Here is a 20,976-nt window from a genome sequence, read left to right as displayed (position 1 = left end):
CAAAAATATACCTGTCCGATCGCTGTTAGGCAAAAAAAAGCCTGTTTTGCGCTCTAGTTGTATTCGCGTTCCATCCGCAAATTCCTGCCTGATGTCGAGTGCTAGTTATTTACACTTTGTGACAGGGCACGCTGACCCGTCAGTAAATGGTACACGTCCACCACTTTGCCGTCCCGCAGATAGACGCGCGGGATGCGGTGATCAAGCATGCACGCGACCTCGTAATTAATCGTCCCCAAACAATCGGCCACTTCATCCAGCGAGATTTCCTCGTCCCCCTGTCTGCCGTACAGCACCACCTCATCACCCACCCGTGCCGTTCCGTGATCGATCCTGACCATGATCTGGTCCATGCAGACCCTGCCGACCACCGGCGCCCGACAGCCATTTACCAAAACCGATCCGCGATTGGACAGCAGCCGCGAAAACCCGTCGGCATACCCGATCGGCAGCGAGGCAATCTGCTCGCCCGGCTGCGCAGTGTACGTCGCCCCATAGCTGATCGTATAGGGCGGTTCGGTCATGTGCTTGAGATGGGCAATCCGGGTCTTCAGGGAAAGCGCAGGGACCAGTTGCACGCGAGCCTGCTGCTTCATGTAGGCGGATGGGTATAGTCCGTATAAACCTATGCCTAAACGGATCGTATCATACCCCCATTCGGGAAAGGCGATGGAGGCAGCGGTATTGGCGCAGTGAACGCGCGGCAAACGCCTGCCCGTCTCCCGCAAGGCACGCAAATACGACTGGAACCGCTCGTGCTGCTCGCAGACAAGCGTGACATCCGGTTCGTCGGCAGTAGCAAAATGCGTAAAAATGCCCGCCCAGCGGAGCAGGGGACTGTTTTCGAGCGCTTCCACCACGGCAAACAGCTCGTCTTTGGAGCGCACGCCAAGCCTGCCCATGCCCGTATCCACCTTGATGTGAATACCGACAGGCTTGGCCGACGCCTCCTGCAGCAAGCGATTCGCCTCCGTCATCCAATCGGCATGGTAGGCGGTCAGCTCCACCTCCCAACGGCTGGCGGTCACCACTGAATCCGTCGGCGTATAGCCGAGCACCAGGATGGGCGCGGTGATCCCCGCCTTCCTCAGCACGATCGCTTCGTCCAGCATCGCTACGGCGAGCGAGTTCGCCCCGCTGTCCAGCGCTTCCCTGCCGACGTGAAAGGCGCCGTGTCCGTAGCCGTCCGCCTTGACCACGGCCATGATGCCGGTGGAAGCCGGTATGTGGCGGCGGAACGCCTGCACATTGGCCCGAATCGCATCCAGATCCACTTCAACCCAGGTATCGCGGCAGTACGGTTTCATGTCGTTCGTTATCTCCTCTTTTGCAGCTTTTGATAGACAAACAGCCGTTCGTTGAGGTGGTTGAGGAACTGCCGGGACACCATCAACGAATGCCGCTTGCCGCCCAACTTGTACAAATGGCGGCCTTCAAAAATCGGCTCCACTTCCGACAGCGGATATCTCGTCTCCCGACCGCCCATGGAAACGATTAGATGCGTCTTGGTCAGCTTGTACGACGGCCGCAGCGTATACTTGTACACAAATGGCGCAAGGCAGACGACCGCGATCGCGATGGCAAAGGCAAGCACTTTGAAAGCCGGTGATTGTGTGTTGAAAAATTGAGACAACAAGAGCATCCCGACCACAAAGAATAGCGTCTCCATAATGCGCATTTTCATGTTTTTTCGCAGCAGCAGGTCTTTGTAGCCGGACTCTTCCTGGTACAAAATCTCATCGGACGTTTTTTTCATGGATGATGCTTCACCTCATCGCGTAGTTACTTCGACTTTATCGCTTTCTGACGCTGTATGTCAATTCGCTTGTCGCGGGCAGTATGTACTTTTCGTCCACCCCGCTGCTATTCCCGGCAACCCGCTGAAATTCCCGGCACTGCAGTCGATGCGAAAGAGACAGCCCCATACACGACAAAAAAGGACGGCGAATGCCGTCCCGATTGATTATTTACCGCTCACGCCGTACGTGGATTGGGCCACCTTGACCATTTCCTCTTCCGGCAGGTCGCCGGTCAGCGTAAACTCCACGCCGTCCAGTTCCCAGCTCAGGTAGCGCTGATTGTCAGCATTTTGGATCAGCACCCCGATGGTGAAGCCCAGATCGACCGGAACCCCCTGCTCCGAGGACACCGATGTCGCCGTGGGGCGCGCTTCAATCAACTTGTAGTTGTACAAACCCTTGTACTCCAATACGACCGTCCGTTCACCGTCCCGGGTAACCGGCTCGATGTCGCCCTGCTTCACGCCTTCGGGGATGTAGGTGGGCACAATGACGCCGAACTGGCTGGATGGCGGTTTGCTTGTGTCGTTTGCCTGCGACAGCGTCGGCACCACCGGCAGCGAACTGGTGCTCATGTTGCGGTCTTTGTCAAACGCATCCTTGTCAAATTGCGGGTTGAACACAAAGTCGGTAAAGTTGATCGTAACCAGTGTATTCATATTGGAATCCATGATTTCCGCACGCGTCGGCTTCAGCTCCTCCGTCAGCCAGATCTTCTGCCTGGTCAGGGAGCGATTGCCGGAGTAATTGGCCTTGACTTCAAATACGTACTGCTTGTCGTCCATTTCCATCTTGCGTTCCGTGTCGTCAATGATGCTGCGGGCCAGCGTCTCGTACAGATAGAGCGGACCGTTGTTTTCCGGCCAGCCGCTCTGGAAGCGGAAGCTCTTGTTGAGATGCGGCGTCAGGACAAACACCCCTTCATTGTTGCGCAGGATGATCTGCGTAATGCCTCGCTGTTTGGACGTGAGCGCGACACGGTAGTTGGTCGGTTTTTCGTACCACACCGACACGTCGTACTCCATCGCCGTGGAGCCAGTCTGCATCGTCAGTACGGCCTGAGATTTGTAGCCGGCCATCTTGTCCAGCGTGCTGCTCAGGTCATCCACCACATCGTCCGGTGTTTTCTGACCGAAGCAGCCGCCGAGCAGCAGGGAAAAGACCAACAAGAAAACCAGTGGAAAAGCTGCCCGTTTCATTCAAAGAACTCCTCCTTGTCTGCTAATTTCGACAAAGAAGGGCACCCCTGTCTATTTCCTGGGAAATCTGTCAGTCTTTCGCCTCTTCCGCGCACATCGTGTCAATAATCCGTTCGGGTATCGGGGACGCGACATCGCCTTGATCGGCTGAAGACTTACCCTATCTGTTAGAGCAGGTAGTCCCTCCTGATCTACGCGATATAAATCTATGTCCATCCTCGTCCCGATATGCAGACAAGTTTTACAGTTCTTCCACTACAACCTGCGCCACGGCATAATCCCGGCTGTGGGAAATGCTGAGGTGAACCCGTACCCGCTCCGGTGTGAGTCCGACCCGCTCCAGCGCCTCCCTGCTGATGCGCAGGTCCGGCTTGCCTGTGTCCGAAGAGAAGATTTCCAGATCGTGAAAGCCTACCTGGCTGCCAATCCCGGTGCCGAGCGCCTTTGCCGCCGCTTCCTTGGCAGCAAACCGGCCGGCCAGATATTCCGCCCGCCGCGCCTTCTCCTTCCCGTCCAGCAGTGCTTTTTCCGCGTCCGTAAACAGGCGGTCAAGCGCTTTCGTACGCCGCTCGATCAGCGCCTGTACGCGTCCGATTTCCACAATGTCCGTGCCAATTCCCACGATCATACACAATCCCGCTCCCCATTCTTTGATTATGCAGTGACGATATCACCCCATTCTATTATTGGCAAGTGCTGCATCAAATCAAAAAACAAACCCCCGCAAAAAAGCGGGGGTGATTGTTCCTGTTATTCGGTAGGTTGCTGCGCTTGCTGAGCAGATTTCGCAGCGGATTGCTGGTTTTGACGGCGTACTTCCGATACGTTGGTTTCGCTTGCAAATTCGGTAGCGGTGTTTTGCGCAGCTTGTTGTTGCGCTTGGTTGGCACCTGCTTGTTTGTTTTGTTTCGGCATCGTCCATTCACCTCCTCCATGTCACTGAATATAATGTGCACCGCTAGCTATGTATCTATTCCACCTGATTTTTCCTCATCATGCAGCGAAACCACACGGGGACGGCTCAAGGGGCGGTGTCGGTTCGCTGTGGTTTTTGGGCATTCTAAGTGCCGATGGCGGCAGGAGTTCCCCTGTCCCGCCGCGAAGTATTCCCTTTCATTTGAGTACGAAAGGAGCAAACCCACATGGCTCGTACGGTCATTGTCTACACACAGCCTACCTGCGGCCCCTGCCAGGAGGAAAAATTATGGCTGACGCAGCAAAACATCCCGTTTGAGGACCGCGATATCCGCAAAAATGACGCCTATTTCCAGGAAGCGATCCAACTGGGAGCGAGCATGACGCCTGTTACCCTGATCGTAAACGAAGACGGCGAGCAAATCGTCGTTCACGGCTTTGACAAGGAGCAGTTAAAAAAAGCGTTGAATCTCTCTTGATTCAACGCTTCAGACTGAAGACAAACTGTACTTTTTCATTGAGGTTCCGCAAGGATACAATCTTTCCATCGTTGTCAGGCCGAAAGGCCTGCACATTGATCAACCGAAGGTGGAGATAAAGTACGGGCATGGAGTGATGGGCCAAGCGAGCTCCTTTGACGACCGACTTAGCGGAAAAACGAAGACGCGGGAATCAACAGGGGACACAAGTCTCACTTCCTCGAAATACCCAGATGTTTGTCCCCTGCCTGCGTCTCGTTTTGGAGCGGACATCATTCGCTTCTGTGCTGGGCGTCAAGCGAGCGAGCGGGCCCGATCTCCCATGCGCCGCAGACTTTGTCTACACGCTGAAGCGTTGAATCTCTCTTGATTCAACGCTTTTTTCCTGATTAAAGAAATTTTATGCGTAAACATTATAAAGCCGCTTCCAATGCAGAAGCGGCTTCGCCAAATACTCTGGCGCACAGTCGTTTATTATGCGAGCGATTGCACACTCGCTTGTTTTTTCTCCTTGATGAGAGGCGACAGGTCCGGCAAGTGCGAAAGAATCTGCTTTACGGCAGGTGGGCACTCCGTGTTCAGGGAGTAAAACACCCAGGGACCCATGCGCTTCTCCTTCACCAACCCGTGTGTTTTCAATTTGGCCAAGTGCTGGGAAACAGATGGTTGGGATGTTTGCAAAATCTCCACGAGATCGCGTACACAGAAAGACTGTACCTGCAGGAGAGCCATGATCGTCAAGCGTGTTTTGTCGCCGAGAAGCTTGTAGATCTCAGACAAATACAGCACCTGAGTCAAATCCACATCCATAATACCCCACCTTTGCCTTGCATATCTGTTTATCAGTATACAATACACACATAAGGCAGGGAAGATATGATGTCGACAGTTCCGTGAACACCAATCAGACGTCTCTTGTCTTCATTGCTTCCACCAGGCGGTCCGCTGTCCGGGCGGCCAGCGCCATCACCGTGTTGGTCGGATTGGCGCCGCCTGAGGTGACAAACGTGGAAGCACCCGCGATGAACAAGTTGGGAATGTCGTGGGTTTGCCCGAATTCATTGACTACCGACGTCGACGGGTCCTTGCCCATCCGGCAGCCGCCCATCAGGTGGGCCGTGTCGTCGACGACGTGCTGCGGTGTGCCGCCCATCGCTTCAATCAGCCGTTTCATCTGCTCGATGGCGTGCGCGATCAGCTTTTTGTCGTTTTCACCGTAGGAAAAGGTCACTTTAGGAATCGGCAGACCGTACTCGTCCTTCTCGTCGCTCAACGTGACGGCGTTGTCGGGATTGGGAAGCACCTCTCCGACGAGCGTGATCCGGGCGTAGTAGTTGTAATCCAGCATCGTCTCCCGCAAGGCTTTTCCCCACAATAAGGTGCCGTCCATCCGTTCCGCCGCAATCCCACCGGCCATCGCCACCGGTCTGGCTCCATGGGCGCTGAGCGTGTACCCCCGGGCAAATCCCCGGTTCCGGTCCGTCTCGTAAAAATGCTGGGTCAACGCAAGCACAGGCGTCCCTTTGTACAGGCGCACTTCTTCCGGAAGCAGTCCGTACACGTCCTGACTGGAGTGGGTCATGATCGCCTTGCCCACCCACCCGCTGGAATTGGCCAGTCCGTCGGGAAAATGGGGCGTGGCCGAATTGAGCAGCAGGCGCGGCGTCTCCACGACATAGCCGGCGAGAATCACCACCCGGGCTGTCTGCTTGTAGGTGTCGTTGCCGTGTTGAAAGAGAACGCCGGTAACGCGTGTCCCATCGGTGAGAATCTGCGTCACCATGCAGTCGGACAGCACTTCCGCTCCCGCCTGGATCGCTTTCGGGATGTGGTGAATCAAGCCGCTGTACTTGGCGTTGGGCATGCAGCCCTGGTTGCAAAATCCACGGTTGATGCAGGGAGGCCGGCCGTCAAACGGCGCGGACAAAATGGCCAGCGGCGCGACGACGCTGTCGAAGCCCAATTTTGCGCACGCTTCGCGAAACAACTGGGAGTTGGCGCTGATCGGCTCCCGCACCGGAAACGGATACGGCCCGTTGAACGGCCCCCAGGGGAAGTAATCGGGACCGGACACGGCAATTTCCCGCTCGATCTTGTCGTAGTAGGGAGCCAGGTCCTGATAGCGGATCGGCCAGTCTTCGCCTACACCATCCACTGTCTTGGTCATGAAGTCGCTCTCGTGAAACCGCAGGAAAACCCCGGTAAAATGAACCGTGCCGCCCCCTACGCCCCTTCCCGAGTTGTTGTGCCCCAGCCGCAGCGGATTGTTCCCGTCGACCAGGCGGGTCTCCTGCCAGCCGAGGTTTTTCATCGCCAATTCGTCACTGGCAAAATCGGTCTGCGGATTCCAGAAGGGGCCGGCTTCGATCACGACGACGCGCAGCCCGGCCTTGGCCAGTTCGTATGCCAGCACGCCGCCTGCCGCCCCCGCCCCGACGATACAGACATCCGCCCCGTCCGCGTACCGGCGCTGATCCAGCCGCTTGGAACGATGCCCTTCATAATGGTCGATGTGATGCGTAACCCGGTCCTTATTCTCCATCCGCTTTCGCCTCCCAGGGATCCACCAGTCCTTTTTCCACGCGCACATAGCCGCGCGGATACGCCGGTCCGCCGTAGCCGATGTCCGACCAGACCAGGGGGTGAGAGTAATACGCCTCCACCGTGTCGCGGAGCAGCTTGGTGAAAAAGTCGACGGGGTTCAGCTGCGCCCAGGCGGTCGTAGCGGGAACCTGCCCGGCAGCCACCGCTTCCAGCACAGCCTGCTGCTCTTCCCGCTTCAAGCCGGGAAATTCCTCGCCGTACATCTCGCGGCTGGCCTCGTTGACTCCGGCCAAGCCCAGAAGGTACAACTGCTGTTTGGGCGGCACCCCCACTTTCCGCTGCGATTCACCGATCGGACTGGCGGCCGTTTCGTCCAGATGCTGGACCACGTACGTCAGCACCTCCAGCCGGTGGTCATCCACCAGCACGCTGACGATGGACTGCAGCAGTATCGCTTCCGTTTTGGTAAAAAAACGACAGGCCACTTGCGGAGTGCGCCGCTTGGCCACGATGTTCCGGGTGTGAGGGTCCCAGGCCTCGTGTTCCTCCCACACGTCATACGATGGGTAACGGCTCGTTTTCGCCATGCCGCCTCACCCCCAGTACAGGGCCAGCAGCCCCAGGGCCGAGATCGCTGTCATTAGCAGCGGCAGCATAATGGGCGGGCCAACCAAAAAGTTTTGGCTCTGGGAATACCCGCCTACGCGCTGTCCCACTCCCGCAGTATGCAGATAGGCTCCGTACAGACTGCCAACCAAGCCAATCCACATAAACAGGGCAAACAGCACGCGCAGCCACCCCGCATTGTAAAAAGCCAGGACGATGGCGGTCACGGCAAACAAAGGCCCTTCGATCACCGGCACCCACATCTCCCAGCGGCGAAAGTTTTGCCGGGCGTGGAACAGTGTCACCTGAACAGACAGCATCGCAAACGCAAGTCCCACAAACAAGAGCAGCACCCGCTCAAGGGGCCAGCCTTGCCACATTGGTCATCTCCTCCTAGGAATCACATGTTCATCACCAGTGCTGTCCCTATTTTTTCCTCGATTTCCAGCGGCTATTCTCCCAATCGCGGCTCACTGCCCCAAAGACCCGAACCCAGCACAACAAAAAAAGGCCAGCCTGTCCACAGGCTGACCATGAGCGACCCGTTTATCCCGAAATAAGCAGCGTGAGATACAGGCCAGTCAACGTGAAAAACAATGTGGGCACGGTAAGGACGATCCCGGTGCGGAAATACTGGCCCCAGGTAATCGTCACACCCTTGCGCCCCAGTACGTGCAGCCAAAGCAGTGTCGCCAGCGAACCGATTGGCGTAATTTTGGGCCCCAGATCACAACCGATGACGTTGGCGTAGACGAGCGCTTCGCGAACCACCCCCGCAGTCGCCGTGCCCTGGACTGCCAACGCGTCAAACATCACCGTCGGCAAATTGTTCATCACCGAGGACAGCACTGCTGCAGTAAAGCCCGTCCCAACGGTCGCGGCAAACAGCCCGTGGACGGACAGCACATCCAGCCAGTCTCTCACCCAGTCGGTCAAGCGGGCGTTGTGCAGCCCCCAGACGACCACGTACATCCCGATGGAAAAAATCACGACCACCCACGGCGCCTCTTTCACAATCCGGCGCGGTTGAATCGCCGCGCTCTTTCTCGCTGCCAGGTAAAACGCTGCAGCCGCCCCGGCAATCAGCAGCGACACGGGAAGGTGCAGCCATTCACTAGCGAAAAAACCGGCCAAGAGAACGGCCAGAATCGGCCATGACAGGCGAAACAGCTCCTGATCCCGAATGGCCTCACGCGGCTCTTTCAGGTGGGTCAGGTCGCAGCTTCGGGGGATGCTGCGGCGAAAATACCAAAACAGCACCAGCAGGCTGGCCCCCACCGATACCAGCGTGGGCAGCAGCATCCTGCCCGCGTATGCGGCAAAGCCGATGCCGAAATAGTCGGCCGATACGATGTTGACCAGGTTGCTGACCACAAACGGCAAGGAGCTGGTGTCAGCGATAAAACCGCTGGCCATCACAAAAGCGAGCACCACCCGCCCGTCCAGCTGCAGGGCGCGCACCTGCGCGAGAACGATCGGCGTCAGGATCAGGGCCGTCCCGTCGTTGGTAAACAAGGCGGAAACGACCGTGCCCAACAGAATCACATAGACAAACATCTTCCGGCCGCTGCCTTTGGCCAATCGGACCATGTGCAGCGCCGCCCACTCAAAAAAGCCGATTTCATCCAGGATCAAGGATATGACGATGATGCCGACCAGGCTGATGGTGGCGTTCCACACGATGCCCGTCACTTCTCCGACGTCTGCCAGCGTGACCACCCCGCAGGCCAGTGCCAGCAGCGCGCCGCCGACAGCCGGATACCCGATCGACAGTCCGCGCGGCTGCCAGATGACTAGAGTCAAGGTAACTGCAAAAATGATGAATGCAAGCCAGACCACTGTTGTTTCTCCTCTCGCTCATCCCCCGCTGTGTCTGTTGTGTACGCGCGGCGGGACACATACATGAAAAAGAGCGAACCTCAAAAAGGCCGCTCTTCTTATATTACGATACTGTGGAGTTATCCGAAACGCCCCGTGATGTAATCTTCTGTCCGCTTGTCGTTCGGATGTTGGAAGATGACCGGAGTGGCGTCGTATTCCACCAGTTCTCCGTTGAGGAAAAACGCCGTCTTGTCGGAGATGCGGGCCGCCTGCTGCATGTTGTGGGTGACGATGACGATCGTGTAGGTACCCTTCAGCGTGAGCAGGAGCTCCTCGATCTTCGCCGTGGAGATCGGATCGAGCGCCGACGTCGGTTCGTCCATCAGCAAAATCTGCGGTTGGACCGCCAGCGCGCGGGCGATGCAGAGACGCTGCTGCTGACCGCCAGAGAGACCGTACGCCGGCTTTTTCAGCACGTCTTTTACCTCGTCCCAGAGCGCGGCTGCCCTCAGGCTGTTTTCCACGATCTCGTCCAGCGTGACGCGGTCCGTTATGCCGTGCAGACGCGGACCGTAGGCGATGTTGTCGTAAATGCTTTTCGGAAACGGGTTGGGCTGCTGAAACACCATCCCGATGTTTTTGCGCAGACGCTCCACGTCCACGTTGGGGCCATAGATGTCTTCGCCAAACACCTTGACCGTTCCCGTGATGCGCGTGTGCGGAACGTAGTCGTTCATGCGGTTCAGCGTCCGCAAAAACGTGGATTTTCCGCATCCCGACGGGCCGATCAGGGCCGTGATCGAGTGGGGTTCCACATCGAGATGGATATGATGAAGAGCTTGCTGTTTGCCGTAGTAGAGATTCAACTCACGAACCGAAATGACGCTCATGCGGTAATCGCTCCTTCGTTTCTCGTCTTCTCGATCGCGTCGCGGTGGACCACGAGGCCCTCCACCATGCAGTCAACCTGCGCGGCGAAGAGCTAGTCGCATTCAACATGCGGGCAATTCGACAGAGGGAGATTCAGCCGAAACGGCCGCTGATATAATCTTCCGTTTTCTTGTTTTGCGGCGCGGTGAAGATTTTCGACGTGTCGTTCATTTCCACCAGTTCTCCCATCAGGAAAAACGCCGTCTTGTCGGAGATGCGGGCAGCCTGGTGCAAATTGTGCGTCACGATCACAATAGTGTACTCTTCCTTCAAATCCAGCACCAGTTCTTCAATTTTCATCGTGGAAATCGGGTCCAGCGCGGAAGCCGGTTCGTCCAGCAGCAGAATCGTCGGCTGCATGGCGATCGCCCGGGCGATGCACAGCCGCTGCTGCTGGCCTCCGGACAGGGAGAGCGCAGACTCGTGCAGCCGGTCTTTCACTTCATCCCAGAGCGCTGCCTTGCGCAGGCTTTTCTCCACCAGCTCGTCCAGATCCCGCTTGTCATGCACGCCGTGAAAACGGGGAGCGAACGCAATGTTTTCGTAAATCGATTTGAAAAACGGATTGGCCCGCTGAAACACCATGCCGACCACCTGGCGCAGTCCTTCGATGGTGATCTTCTCGCTGTTCACCTCAATCCCGTCCACCACGATCGAACCGGTGACGCGGCAGCTGTCAACGAGGTCGTTCATCCTGTTCAGGCTGCGCAGGAGCGTTGATTTTCCGCAGCCTGATGGTCCGATAAACGCCGTGACCGCATTGCGTTCAATGTCCATGTTGATATTGGAAACGGCGCGTTTTTCGCCGTAGTACACAGAGACGTTGCGCATTTGAATGATCGTGTCAACCGCTGTGCCTGTTTGCATGGCGTTTATCCCTCCCCTAATTCGTTCCCGAAGTCATTTTCTTGTACAGCCAGCTGCCAAACCAACGGGCACCGAGATTGAACACGAGCACAGCCAGGACGAGAATGGCAGCCGCCCCGTCGGCGACGTCCCGGGCATCGGGGGTCAGCCCTTCGCTGTTTACTTTCCAAATGTGCACGGCAAGTGTTTCAGCCGGGCGGAACGGATTGAGCGGAGACGTCGGGCTGAACAGGGAAAAATCGGTGAAATTCAAGGTGGGAGACGACATTCCGGCGGTAAACAGCAGCGCCGCCGCTTCCCCGAAAACCCTGCCGGAAGCCAGAATCGCGCCGGTAATTATGCCCGGCAGCGCCGCCGGCAGAATGACGGAAACAATCGTCCGCCACTTGGTAATCCCCAGCGCCAGACTGGCCTCCTTTTGGCTGCGGGGGACGTTTCGCAGGGCATCCTCGGTAATCCGCACCAGCAGGGGGAGGTTAAACACGGTCAGGGCCAAGGCGCCGGACAGCAGGGAATATCCCCATCCAGTCATGTTGACGAACACCAGCAGCCCAAACAGGCCGACGACGATGGATGGAAGGGAAGACAGCACTTCGATGCTCAACCGGATAAACTGGGTAAACCGATTATCGGGAGCGTATTCAGCCATGTAGATGCCGGCCCCGATTCCCAGCGGCAGGGCAATCAGCATGGTCAGCACCAGCAGGTAGATGGAGTTGAACAACTGCGGCCCTACTCCCCCGCCTGCATTGACAATGTCGGGCGGAGAGGTGAGAAAGTCGAGCGTGAGCTTGTGCCATCCCTGCGAGAGGATGAAGCCAAGCAGCCCCACCAGTGTGCCGATGATCAACAGCGCAATCAGTGTAAGAACAACCGTGGCCGCGCGATCAATAACTTTTGCTCTCATTTGGTCACCATCTTCCTTCTGCCGAGAATGCGCAAGACCATGATGAAGACAAACGACATCAGCAGAAGCAGGAGCGCCATGGACCACAGGGCGTTGTTGTAGGGCGTCCCCTGGATCGTGTTACCCATATTCAGCGTAATCGCGCTGGTCAGGGTGCTGATCGGATCGAGCAGGCCGCCCGGCAGCCTGGTGGTGTTGCCAATCACCATCTGCACAGCCAGCGCCTCCCCGAACGCACGGGCCATCCCCAACACGACAGCGGTCAGGCACCCCGGCAGCGCAGAATGAAGCACCACATTCCAAATCGTCTGCCAACGGGTCGCTCCCAGCGCGAGCGAGGCGTTGCGCAAATCCTGCGGCACAGCCTCAATGGCGTCCATCGCCACACTGGTAATGGTCGGCAGAATCATCAGGGCCAACACGAGCCCCCCAGCCAGCAGGCTGAACCCCAAAACGTCAAACTGCACGCGGATAAACGGCACCAGCAAGGTAAGACCAACGTAGCCGTACACGACCGACGGAATGCCCACCAGCAGTTCGATGACCGGCTTGAGCACTTTTTTTCCGAAACCCGGGAACATTTCCGTCATGAAAATGGCTGCGCCAATGCCCAACGGGGCCGCAATGAGAGCAGCCAGCAGGGTGACGAGAGACGAACCGAGAATAAACGGCAGCACGCCGTATACAGCCGGTTCACCTTCCGGGTCCCATTTTACCCCGATCAAAAACTCGCCCAGGCTCACCCCGTTGACCAGGAACGTCGACAGCCCTTTGGAGGCGATAAAATACGTGATGGACAGCACGACAACCACCAGCACACCGGCGCACGCCATGGCGATAAAACGGCCAGTAACGTTCTCTGTAAACTGACGCTTGTTGTACGTCAGCAGCTTGCGATCGATCGCGGACGTCCGTTCCCCGACTTCCGACGTGCGGTCTGCGCTGATGCGGTTGTTTACGATGATTGACCCTTCCGAACGATGGCTCATACTCTCCCTCCATATGAATCAACGAACATATAAATCAGCGAAACACGCAAAATGAGGGGCAAGTGCCCCCCCACCCCTCATTCTGCTGCCGATTGTCTGTCCATTATTTTTGGGTTACATTGCCTTGGGCGTCGCGCTCCACCTTCATGTCGGTGATGGGCAGGAAGCCCAGGTCCGTGACGGTTTTCTTCTGTACCTCATCGCTCAGAATGAAGTCGAGAAACGCTTTTGCCGTGCCGGTCGGTTCCCCTTTGGTGTACATGTGTTCATACGCCCATACCGGATACTTGTTCGCGGCGATGTTTTCCGCAGAGGCTTCCACGCCGTCCAGTTTCAGCGCTTTTACCGAATCGTCGATGTAGGAAAGCGCCAGGTAGCCGATTGCACCCGGAGTTTCGGCTACGATTTTGCGGACAGTGCCGGAGGAGTCCTCGGTGATGCCTTCTGCTTCGTCATGGCCGTCCAGCGCGAATTTGTGGAAGGTGGCGCGAGTGCCGGAGCTCTTCGGACGGTTGACCAGCGTTACTTTCAGATCTGGGCCGCCTACTTCCTTCCAGTTGGTGATTTTGCCGGTGAAAATGTCAATCAACTGCTGCTTGGTCAGATTGTCAACCGTGACTTTCGGGCTTACCACCGCTGCCATCCCGACTACCGCCACTTTATGGTCAACCAGTTCGTTGGCCGGAATGCCTTGTTTCTCCTCGGCGAAGATGTCGGAGTTGCCGATGGTGGCTGCCCCGCTGGCAACCTGGCTCAAACCGGTGCCACTGCCGCCGCCCTGCACCTGAATTTGCACGCCCGGATTCTTGGCCGTGAAGTCTTTGGCAGCTTGTTCGACGAGCGGCTGCAGCGCGGTGGAACCTACGGCGGTTACCGGCTCGCCGGATACGGAAGATCCGTTGTTTTGCGTATTGCCTTGTTGTTCCGGTTGTGCCGGAGCCGCGTTGTTGCTTCCGCATCCCGCCAGAAGCGCCCCTGCCACGGTCAGCACCATAAGCAATTTGCCGAGCTTTTTCATCTGATGAAAATCCTCCTTAATCATCGGTTTGGATTGTTTCTCTTTCCATGAACAAACTATATCGCTCGAATGTTGCTGAATTGTGGTGCCATTGTAAAGCTTTCATAAAGTTTGCCGATTCGCCCATGCCCCTTCCATAACAAAAAAACGACATGTCCGATATTGGACATGTCGTTTTTCATTATTGGCTGTCTCTTGTCAACGGTTCCGTGATGTCAACGTGCCCCATCAGGGACTCGGTCGGCTTGCCGTCTTCCAGAATCACGATTTGCTTCACTTCGTCGAACTGGAAGAGCGTCTGCTTCAACGCATCAATGGCCAAGGCTTCGCCGCTGGAACCGAGGTTGTACACATTCTTGCTGTCAGCGTCAATGGTCAGTGTGCCTTTGTCAAACGTGACAGAGTGATAACGGAAATCCTTCCACAGCGGGCTGTGTCCCGCCTGCTTCGGTTTTTCCAACAGGGCGATCGCTTTTTTGTACTTGTCGAGGTCATCGGCATACGCGATCTCCTGCTCTTCCTTTTTCAGGTCCGTCAGGTTGTCGTCCGTGTAGTATACGGCGATTGTCTGCTTGGTGAGCTGCGGCTGCTCCGGCTGTTCAGCCTGAGGTTGCCCCGGCTGTTCAGCCTGCTGTTGCTGCGCAGGTGCGCCCGTCTGCTGGCCGGATGGCTGCGGCTCGGGCTTCGCCCCCTGTCCGCATCCTGCCATAAGCAGCACGAGAGCAGCAGCGAGTCCGATCAAACTGCGTCGTTTCATCGGGAACCCCCCTTCTGGTCATGTCGCCTGACTTGCCGCTTACCGGTACGTGAGATAGTACTCGCGAATGGCGGCGGCAAGCGCTTTGGCTACTTTGTCCTGAAACGCCGGCGACGTGAGTTGGGCGTTTTCCGTCGGATTGGAGAGGAAGCCCGTCTCCGTCAGCACGGCCGGCATTTTCGTGTTTTTAATGACGTAAAACGCCGTTTGCTTCACGCCACGGTCGGCAAATTTCGTCGCCCCCTGCAGGTGGCGGTGCACAATCCGGGCAAGGGCCTCGCTGTTGGCGTTGTAGTAGAACGTCTCGGTTCCCCCTGCGGTCGGCTTCGTGAACGAGTTGGCGTGAATCGAGATGAACAAATCCGCATTGCGGCTGTTGGCGAACTCCACGCGCTCTGCCAGGGTCAGATAGACGTCTGTGGTGCGCGTCATCTCCACCTGAAACTCGGGGTACTGCTTCAACTCTGCCGCCAGTTTTTTTGACACGGCCAGGGTAAAGTCTTTTTCCACATTTCCGGCTGTGCCGCTGGCCCCATTGTCGTGGCCCCCGTGCCCCGCGTCGACGACAATCAAAAAGCCTGTCTTGCCGGGAGCAGTCGCAGCAGGCGCCAGTTTGACGGCAATCCCGTCGTTGGTATACTCCAAATTATACTGACTCTTCTGGTTCAGCTCAATGACGACCCGAACCGTCTTTGGCGAAGAACTGTACTGGCTGTAGCGGATATTGGCAATCAACGTGTCGTCTTCAGGCTTGTCCGACGGCGACATCTGATTCGCCTCTTCCGTTTGATCCGGCTGATTCTGCCCATCTGTCTCTTCGACCTCGTCGGCCTTCTGGCTGCCCAGTTTGGCCACCAGGTCGTCGTCCAGCTCGGTCTGCGGCAGATCCAGCACGATGCGGTGCGGTCCCTCCAGGACGAACGTTTCAGGGGTTACTGGCAGCGTGGTGTCGATCCAGACGCTGTCCCCTTCTGCAGCAACACCGGTAAAGCGGCTGAGCCGTTTAATCTCGACGCGGTTGTCCCGTTTGTCCCACGTCATGCGGCCGCCCAATTCCTCTTCCAACCGATCCAGGGGCACGACCTGCTGATCGTCGATGGTGATGGCCTCAGCCGGGTGCTTCCAGGCGAAATCCTTCCATCCCACTTGTTCGGCCACCGCCTGTGCGGAGACGTACAGCGAGTCGCCCATCCGGTAGAAGTCCAGCGACTTGGACGGACTTTTGCCGTTGATCAGCACGGCTGGCGTCTCGTTGGCGATTACCGTGCGGGTGGACGCGTTCCATCCCACCGTGACACCGAGCGATTCAGCGACAAACCGGATCGGCAATAGCATCCGCTGCTGGCGCACGACCGGCGGAGTGTCCAGCTTCACCTGTTTCCCGTTGACCTTGGCTGCCGTGGAATCAAGCGTGAGCACCAGATTATGTACGCCGCGCTTGATGGTGGCTGTCCGCGCGGCCTCATCCCACTTCACATCGGCGCCCAAGCCTTCGGCGATCACACGGATCGGCACCAGCGTGCGGCCGTTTTGGATAAGCGGCGGCACGTCAGGCTTGACAGCTTGTCCATCGATCATCAGGTTCACCGGTTCTTCCTTGGCGCTGCCAGCTGCCGCAGCCCACCCGGGGATGAGCAGCAGGACCAGCAGAACAAAAAATAGTAACGATCGTCTCTTCATCCTGACCTCCTCCGTTGGTATTTCTTGTTTTGGCATAAACTACCGAGCGGGATGCGCCATAGTATTAGACGCAACAAAGGCGGCAAAGTTTGTAGGAGTTTTGGACCAAATTCAGTCGAAAAAAGATAAAATACGTCGAATTATGTCACGTATTTTCCAGTAATTATTAGTTGACAAAAAAGAGGCGCTTCCTTGGAAGAGAACGCCTCAACGTTTGCCCCAGCCCAGAAAACGTCTTTCCTTCCGGCTGGCCTGGGTGACGGATTTGCCTGTCAAACCTGAGTTTGCCAGGAACTGCTGAATCATGGCGATCACGGCCGGGTTGGAAAGCACCTTGATCGACTCCGCCACCTTGGGATTTTTCAATTGGGGAAACGCACTGCTCAAATGAGGAAGCAAGGGCAGCAGGTCTTCCAAGGAGAGCTTGGGTTTCTCCGGCTCCACTTGGACCGGAGCCCTCCGCCGCCGGCCAAAAATCGACCCCCGCCTGCGAGGGACCGGCTGTACCTTCAAGCGGTTGAGCGTCTCCTTCATCTCCTGCAGTTCACTCCGCACCTGGTCCATTTCGCTGATGATCTGTTCTTTGCTGGTGTATTGAGCATCGGCCAACTGGTTCATTTTCTCAAGCAATTGCGCGAGGGAGACGGTGGTTTTTTTCTTGCCTTTCGTCTTCTGAGCGATAGTCTCACCTCCCCCGCTATTTCATTCGCTTCTTGATGTTGTTTAAATCGCCCAGCTTTACACCCTTTTGGGCCAGCTTGTTCATCAGGCTGTTGACGTCCTCCGTTCGAGCCATCCGCCGAAACTGTGCCACGTACTGATCCAATTCCTGCTCGGTAAACGACTTCCCGAACTTTCTGCCCAGATCGCGCATCACTTCCTTCAGCCCTGCGTCTGTCTTCAGCTTATCTTTCGGTATGGACCTGACCAGGTTCAGCAGCTTTCCAAGATCCACGGCTTCTCCCCCTTGGTACGGTTTATTCCTTGTTACTCTATGACCAAAGAGGCTCGGGGGATTGGTCGATTGTCCCTGTCGGATGAAAAAAAGAAGAGAAGCACACGCATGTGCTTCTCGGTTTTGCCCTTATTCAAAGGAAGCCCATTTCCAGTCGACGTTGCCAAGATCGCTGATGACAACCCCTTTGAGGTTCTCCTTTTGCACCCAGGAGTGGGTGTAGTAGTAGATCGGGATGACGGGCATTTCGTCCATGAAGATGGACTCGGCCTCGGCCAGAATCTGCTTGCGCTTCTCCGTATCATTTTCCATGCTGGCCTGATCCAGCAGCTCCTTGAACTTGGGATGTTCCCAACGGGTGTCGTTGTTGCCGCCCATTTTTTCCTTAAACAACTCCAGGAAGTTGATCGGGTCGTTGAAATCACCCAGCCAGCCCTGGCGGCCGATTTGGAATTTGCCTTGGTGCAGGTCTTCGATGTACACCTTCCACTCCTTGTTTTCCAACCTTACATCGACGCCCAACGCTTTTTTCCATTGATCCTGGATCGCCTGGGCGATTTTTTGGTGCCCTTCTGTCGTGTTGTAGGAGAGGGTGACCGTCGGCAGCTTGGTGATGCCCAGCTCCTTCATGCCTTCTGCCAGCAGCTTCTTGGCAGTCTCCACGTCGTTGTCCTTGAAGTAGCCGTCCTTGTTCAGCGCCATGGTCGGCGGTACAGCCCCCATCGCCGGAAGTTGACCGGCCTGCAATACGTTGTCGATCAGGGATTGACGGTCAATCGCGTAAGCAAATGCTTTACGGATTTTTGCATTATTAAACGGAGGTTGCTCTGTATTGAACTTATACCAGTAGACACCTGCGATGGTCTTGTTGTGCATCTTCCCGGATTCTTTCAACATCGGGATGGCGTCCGTCGGCAGTGCACTTATCGGCGCGCCGGCCCAGTCGAGCTCGTCGCGTTCAAACATGGACAGTTCGGTGTTCTCGTCATCTACCATGGAGAACTCGATTTTGTCCATTTTTACCACGTCTTTATCCCAGTAATTTTCATTTTTCACGAGCACCAGCTTGTTCTTGTGCTCCCATTCCGCCATCTTGAACGGACCGTTCCCCACGTGGGTGCTCGCCTGCATCGCCCAGTTCGGGTTGGATTCAACCAGCTTCTTGTTGACCGGGAAATAGGTCGGGAACGCCGTCAGTTCCTTGAAGAAAGGCGTCGGCCTTTCCAGCTTTACTTCCAGCGTCTTTTCGTCCAGCGCCTTGACGCCGACGTCCTCCGCTTTCGCCTTGTTCTTGTTGTACGCCTCTCCGTTCTTGATGTAGTACAGCTGATACGCGTAGGCTGCTCCGGTCTTCGGGTCGAGCGCGCGCTTCCAGGCAAACTCGAAGTCGTGCGCGGTCACCGGGTCGCCGTTGCTCCACTTGGAGTCGCGCAGATGGAAGGTGTACGTGAGGCCGTCAGCGGATACGTCGATTTTTTCCGCCACGGACTCGTGCGGCTGACCGTCCGCGCCGATCCGGGTAAGCCCGTCAAATGTTGCCCGAATAATGGCCGAAGAGGTTGTATCTTCGGAAAGACCCGGGTCAGCCGTAGGCGGTTCGGAGTGCAGGTTCAACCTCAGCACCTGCGAGCCGGTTTTCTTCGCTTCCTCTGCCTGGGACCCCTGGCTTGGGTTGTCGGAATTGCCTCCACACCCTGCAAGAGCGGCACCGAGCACGAGGAGTGAACTCATTGCAATGAAAATATTCTTTTTCATGCCACTTATCCCCCTTGTCTAAATCTTTCCTCAAATATACCTCTATATATGTTGTTTTTAAACAAGTTTTACGTTGATTTAATAAAATTTTATTTATTTATAAAAAAATTCGTTGGAATGATAAACATTCATGCAAAAGTGGACGGCAAACATAAAAAACGCCCGAATCAGCCGATTCGGGCGTCAGAGGAGGGACGGCCTTAGAATGCCGGCACAACCGCTCCTTTATACGTATCCTCGATGAACTTTTTCACATCCGGCGAGTTCAGCTCTTTCGCCAGCTTTTGGATGGCCTCGGAGTCCTTGTTATCCAGACGTGCTACCAGATAGTTGGCGTACGGAGAGTCCTTGTCTTCAATGATCAGTGCGTCTTCGGTCGGCACCAGTTTGGCTTCCAGCGCGTAGTTGGTATTGATCATCGCCAGATCCACTTCTTCCAGAACGCGCGGCAGCATGGCTGCTTCTACTTCTTTGAACTGCAGGTTTTTCTTGTTTTCGACGATATCTTTTACGGTGCCTTTGATGCCAACACCGTCTTTCAGCTTGATCAGGCCGTTTTTCTCCAGCAGGGCCAGCGCACGGCCGTTGTTGGTCGGGTCGTTCGGCAGAGCGATGGTTGCACCGTCGGCCAGTTCGTCAATCTTTTTGATTTTCTTGGAGTAAGCACCAAACGGCTCGATGTGCACTGCCACCACCGGCACCAGGTTCATGTTTTGGTCTTTATTGAACTGCTCCAGGTACGGAATGTGCTGGTAGAAGTTGGCGTCCAACTGTTGTTCGTTCAACTGCACGTTTGGCTGTACATAGTCGGTAAATTCCTTAACTTCCAGGTTAATGCCCTGTTCTTTCAGTTTCGGCTGGATGAATTTCAGAATTTCAGCATGAGGTACAGGCGTAGCGCCCACTTTCAGGGTGATTTCTTTTTGTTCGCCCCCGTCCGAACCGCCAGACGCATTCGGAGCGGTTTCGGTTTTCGTGCCGCATGCCGCCAGAGACAGTGCCAGTACAGTCGACAGAATGGAAACAGCCCATTTTTTCACAGATGATTACCCCTTTCTCTTTCATATTGTTGTCTTTATGGTAAAGATCTTACTTGCGGCTGAAACGGATTACCAATTTGTCTCCCAGCGTTTGCAAGATCTGAACCAACACCAGCAAAATCACGACAGTAACAATCATCACATCGGTCTGGAACCGCTGGTAACCGTAGCGGATGGCCAGGTCGCCCAGTCCGCCGCCGCCGATCACGCCAGACATCGCCGTGTAGGAAACAAGCGCCACGGTGGTAATCGTAATGCCGGCAATCAACCCCGGACGGGATTCAGGCAGCAGCACGTTCCAAATAATCTGCCACTTGGACGCTCCCATCGACTGGGCCGCTTCGATCACACCGCGGTCCACTTCCCGAAGCGACGTCTCCACCAGTCTGGCGAAAAACGGAGCCGCCCCGATCACCAACGGCGGAATCGCTCCCTTGACCCCCAGCGAGGTGCCGACCAGGATTTTCGTCAGCGGAATCAACATGATCATCAGGATGATAAACGGCACCGAACGCAGCACGTTTACGACAAAGGAAGCAATCGTGTAAAAGACGCGGTTTTCCAAAAGCTGTCCCTTGGAGGTGAGAAACAGCAGGACGCCCAGCGGCAGTCCGATCAGGACGGTAAACAGCGTCGAAAAGCCCAGCATCGTCAGTGTATCCAATGTGGCCTTGCCGATTTCCGCCACATCGACGTTTTCAAACGTCAGTCCCAT

At 56.1% G+C, this 20,976-nt stretch carries 23 protein-coding genes; 1 reads left to right on the top strand and 22 read right to left on the bottom strand.

Going from position 1 to position 20,976, the window contains the following annotated elements:
* Positions 1–101: 101 nt before the first annotated feature.
* From alr to IRT44_RS07370, 5 genes are all read right to left on the bottom strand, one after another.
* Positions 102–1,307, bottom strand: coding sequence for an alanine racemase (gene alr, locus IRT44_RS07390; RefSeq protein WP_171566176.1), 1,206 nt, complete (start codon positions 1,305–1,307; stop codon positions 102–104).
* 8 nt (positions 1,308–1,315) lie between these two features.
* Entirely contained in the window at positions 1,316–1,756 is a 441-nt protein-coding gene (locus IRT44_RS07385; RefSeq protein ID WP_171566174.1) for a hypothetical protein, read from the bottom strand.
* 207 nt (positions 1,757–1,963) lie between these two features.
* The gene (locus IRT44_RS07380; RefSeq protein WP_171566173.1) at positions 1,964–2,998 is read right to left on the bottom strand and encodes a DUF4367 domain-containing protein; all 1,035 of its coding nucleotides are present in this window, start codon (positions 2,996–2,998) and stop codon (positions 1,964–1,966) included.
* A gap of 241 nt (positions 2,999–3,239) precedes the next feature.
* Positions 3,240–3,626 carry a holo-ACP synthase gene (gene acpS / locus IRT44_RS07375; RefSeq protein ID WP_171566171.1) on the bottom strand — a complete coding sequence of 129 codons (387 nt, stop codon included), beginning with the start codon at positions 3,624–3,626 and terminating at the stop codon, positions 3,240–3,242.
* 122 nt (positions 3,627–3,748) lie between these two features.
* The gene (locus IRT44_RS07370) at positions 3,749–3,913 is read right to left on the bottom strand and encodes a gamma-type small acid-soluble spore protein (protein ID WP_171566170.1); all 165 of its coding nucleotides are present in this window, start codon (positions 3,911–3,913) and stop codon (positions 3,749–3,751) included.
* Between the two features lie 227 nt (positions 3,914–4,140).
* On the opposite strand from IRT44_RS07370, the gene IRT44_RS07365 reads away from it, so the two are divergent.
* On the top strand, positions 4,141–4,392 hold the full coding sequence (locus IRT44_RS07365; RefSeq protein WP_171566169.1) for a glutaredoxin family protein: 252 nt from the start codon (positions 4,141–4,143) through the stop codon (positions 4,390–4,392).
* A gap of 474 nt (positions 4,393–4,866) precedes the next feature.
* Here IRT44_RS07365 and IRT44_RS07360 read toward each other — a convergent pair whose 3' ends face one another.
* From IRT44_RS07360 to IRT44_RS07280, 17 genes are all read right to left on the bottom strand, one after another.
* The gene (locus IRT44_RS07360) at positions 4,867–5,202 is read right to left on the bottom strand and encodes an ArsR/SmtB family transcription factor (protein ID WP_171566167.1); all 336 of its coding nucleotides are present in this window, start codon (positions 5,200–5,202) and stop codon (positions 4,867–4,869) included.
* Positions 5,203–5,296: 94 nt separating this feature from the next.
* The gene (locus tag IRT44_RS07355) at positions 5,297–6,934 is read right to left on the bottom strand and encodes a GMC family oxidoreductase (protein ID WP_212133478.1); all 1,638 of its coding nucleotides are present in this window, start codon (positions 6,932–6,934) and stop codon (positions 5,297–5,299) included.
* Positions 6,924–7,523 carry a gluconate 2-dehydrogenase subunit 3 family protein gene (locus IRT44_RS07350; RefSeq protein WP_171566164.1) on the bottom strand — a complete coding sequence of 200 codons (600 nt, stop codon included), beginning with the start codon at positions 7,521–7,523 and terminating at the stop codon, positions 6,924–6,926. The genes IRT44_RS07355 and IRT44_RS07350 overlap by 11 nt, the downstream gene beginning before the upstream one ends.
* Positions 7,524–7,529: 6 nt before the next feature.
* Positions 7,530–7,922 carry a hypothetical protein gene (locus IRT44_RS07345; protein WP_171566163.1) on the bottom strand — a complete coding sequence of 131 codons (393 nt, stop codon included), beginning with the start codon at positions 7,920–7,922 and terminating at the stop codon, positions 7,530–7,532.
* 166 nt (positions 7,923–8,088) lie between these two features.
* Positions 8,089–9,381: an arsenic transporter gene (locus IRT44_RS07340; protein ID WP_212133480.1), complete on the bottom strand. Its 1,293-nt coding sequence runs from the start codon at positions 9,379–9,381 to the stop codon at positions 8,089–8,091.
* Between the two features lie 119 nt (positions 9,382–9,500).
* Complete coding sequence (gene pstB / locus IRT44_RS07335; RefSeq protein ID WP_171566160.1) at positions 9,501–10,253, bottom strand: phosphate ABC transporter ATP-binding protein PstB; 753 nt, start codon at positions 10,251–10,253, stop codon at positions 9,501–9,503.
* Positions 10,254–10,386: 133 nt separating this feature from the next.
* Positions 10,387–11,160, bottom strand: a complete 774-nt coding sequence (gene pstB / locus IRT44_RS07330; RefSeq protein ID WP_171566159.1) for a phosphate ABC transporter ATP-binding protein PstB — start codon at positions 11,158–11,160, stop codon at positions 10,387–10,389.
* A gap of 16 nt (positions 11,161–11,176) precedes the next feature.
* Positions 11,177–12,067 (bottom strand): phosphate ABC transporter permease PstA, encoded by an 891-nt coding sequence (gene pstA, locus IRT44_RS07325; protein ID WP_230077680.1) that lies wholly within the window; start codon positions 12,065–12,067, stop codon positions 11,177–11,179.
* On the bottom strand, positions 12,064–13,056 hold the full coding sequence (gene pstC, locus IRT44_RS07320) for a phosphate ABC transporter permease subunit PstC (protein WP_230077679.1): 993 nt from the start codon (positions 13,054–13,056) through the stop codon (positions 12,064–12,066). The genes pstA and pstC overlap by 4 nt, the downstream gene beginning before the upstream one ends.
* A 103-nt stretch (positions 13,057–13,159) precedes the next feature.
* Positions 13,160–14,074 carry a phosphate ABC transporter substrate-binding protein gene (locus IRT44_RS07315; RefSeq protein WP_230077678.1) on the bottom strand — a complete coding sequence of 305 codons (915 nt, stop codon included), beginning with the start codon at positions 14,072–14,074 and terminating at the stop codon, positions 13,160–13,162.
* 181 nt (positions 14,075–14,255) lie between these two features.
* Positions 14,256–14,831 (bottom strand): GerMN domain-containing protein, encoded by a 576-nt coding sequence (locus IRT44_RS07310; protein WP_171566155.1) that lies wholly within the window; start codon positions 14,829–14,831, stop codon positions 14,256–14,258.
* Positions 14,832–14,870: 39 nt separating this feature from the next.
* On the bottom strand, positions 14,871–16,511 hold the full coding sequence (locus IRT44_RS07305) for an N-acetylmuramoyl-L-alanine amidase family protein (RefSeq protein ID WP_171566153.1): 1,641 nt from the start codon (positions 16,509–16,511) through the stop codon (positions 14,871–14,873).
* Positions 16,512–16,718: 207 nt separating this feature from the next.
* Positions 16,719–17,129 (bottom strand): hypothetical protein, encoded by a 411-nt coding sequence (locus IRT44_RS07300; RefSeq protein ID WP_171566152.1) that lies wholly within the window; start codon positions 17,127–17,129, stop codon positions 16,719–16,721.
* 79 nt (positions 17,130–17,208) lie between these two features.
* A complete protein-coding gene (locus IRT44_RS07295) occupies positions 17,209–17,466 on the bottom strand; it encodes a hypothetical protein (protein WP_171566151.1) in 258 nt (85 codons plus the stop codon).
* Between the two features lie 129 nt (positions 17,467–17,595).
* The gene (locus tag IRT44_RS07290; RefSeq protein ID WP_171566150.1) at positions 17,596–19,221 is read right to left on the bottom strand and encodes a peptide ABC transporter substrate-binding protein; all 1,626 of its coding nucleotides are present in this window, start codon (positions 19,219–19,221) and stop codon (positions 17,596–17,598) included.
* A 200-nt stretch (positions 19,222–19,421) separates the two neighbouring features.
* Positions 19,422–20,261, bottom strand: coding sequence for a MetQ/NlpA family ABC transporter substrate-binding protein (locus tag IRT44_RS07285; protein WP_171566149.1), 840 nt, complete (start codon positions 20,259–20,261; stop codon positions 19,422–19,424).
* 49 nt (positions 20,262–20,310) lie between these two features.
* Positions 20,311–20,976: a methionine ABC transporter permease gene (locus tag IRT44_RS07280; RefSeq protein ID WP_171566148.1), complete on the bottom strand. Its 666-nt coding sequence runs from the start codon at positions 20,974–20,976 to the stop codon at positions 20,311–20,313.

This window comes from Brevibacillus sedimenti, from assembly GCF_020923495.1.
Taxonomy (GTDB): Bacteria; Bacillota; Bacilli; order Brevibacillales; family Brevibacillaceae; genus Brevibacillus; species Brevibacillus aydinogluensis.
This window is presented reverse-complemented; position numbering and strand designations above follow the sequence as displayed.

Excerpts from the sequence above, each read along its gene's own strand:
- alr (WP_171566176.1), bottom strand. The coding sequence starts at position 1,307 with ATGAAACCGTACTGCCGCGATACCTGGGTTGAAGTGGATCTGGATGCG.
- IRT44_RS07385 (WP_171566174.1), bottom strand. The coding sequence starts at position 1,756 with ATGAAAAAAACGTCCGATGAGATTTTGTACCAGGAAGAGTCCGGCTAC.
- IRT44_RS07380 (WP_171566173.1), bottom strand. The coding sequence starts at position 2,998 with ATGAAACGGGCAGCTTTTCCACTGGTTTTCTTGTTGGTCTTTTCCCTG.
- acpS (WP_171566171.1), bottom strand. The coding sequence starts at position 3,626 with ATGATCGTGGGAATTGGCACGGACATTGTGGAAATCGGACGCGTACAG.
- IRT44_RS07370 (WP_171566170.1), bottom strand. The coding sequence starts at position 3,913 with ATGCCGAAACAAAACAAACAAGCAGGTGCCAACCAAGCGCAACAACAA.
- IRT44_RS07365 (WP_171566169.1), top strand. The coding sequence starts at position 4,141 with ATGGCTCGTACGGTCATTGTCTACACACAGCCTACCTGCGGCCCCTGC.
- IRT44_RS07360 (WP_171566167.1), bottom strand. The coding sequence starts at position 5,202 with ATGGATGTGGATTTGACTCAGGTGCTGTATTTGTCTGAGATCTACAAG.
- IRT44_RS07355 (WP_212133478.1), bottom strand. The coding sequence starts at position 6,934 with ATGGAGAATAAGGACCGGGTTACGCATCACATCGACCATTATGAAGGG.
- IRT44_RS07350 (WP_171566164.1), bottom strand. The coding sequence starts at position 7,523 with ATGGCGAAAACGAGCCGTTACCCATCGTATGACGTGTGGGAGGAACAC.
- IRT44_RS07345 (WP_171566163.1), bottom strand. The coding sequence starts at position 7,922 with ATGTGGCAAGGCTGGCCCCTTGAGCGGGTGCTGCTCTTGTTTGTGGGA.
- pstB (WP_171566160.1), bottom strand. The coding sequence starts at position 10,253 with ATGAGCGTCATTTCGGTTCGTGAGTTGAATCTCTACTACGGCAAACAG.
- pstB (WP_171566159.1), bottom strand. The coding sequence starts at position 11,160 with ATGCAAACAGGCACAGCGGTTGACACGATCATTCAAATGCGCAACGTC.
- pstA (WP_230077680.1), bottom strand. The coding sequence starts at position 12,067 with ATGAGAGCAAAAGTTATTGATCGCGCGGCCACGGTTGTTCTTACACTG.
- pstC (WP_230077679.1), bottom strand. The coding sequence starts at position 13,056 with ATGAGCCATCGTTCGGAAGGGTCAATCATCGTAAACAACCGCATCAGC.
- IRT44_RS07315 (WP_230077678.1), bottom strand. The coding sequence starts at position 14,074 with ATGAAAAAGCTCGGCAAATTGCTTATGGTGCTGACCGTGGCAGGGGCG.
- IRT44_RS07310 (WP_171566155.1), bottom strand. The coding sequence starts at position 14,831 with ATGAAACGACGCAGTTTGATCGGACTCGCTGCTGCTCTCGTGCTGCTT.
- IRT44_RS07305 (WP_171566153.1), bottom strand. The coding sequence starts at position 16,511 with ATGAAGAGACGATCGTTACTATTTTTTGTTCTGCTGGTCCTGCTGCTC.
- IRT44_RS07300 (WP_171566152.1), bottom strand. The coding sequence starts at position 17,129 with ATGAACCAGTTGGCCGATGCTCAATACACCAGCAAAGAACAGATCATC.
- IRT44_RS07290 (WP_171566150.1), bottom strand. The coding sequence starts at position 19,221 with ATGAAAAAGAATATTTTCATTGCAATGAGTTCACTCCTCGTGCTCGGT.
- IRT44_RS07280 (WP_171566148.1), bottom strand. The coding sequence starts at position 20,976 with ATGGGACTGACGTTTGAAAACGTCGATGTGGCGGAAATCGGCAAGGCC.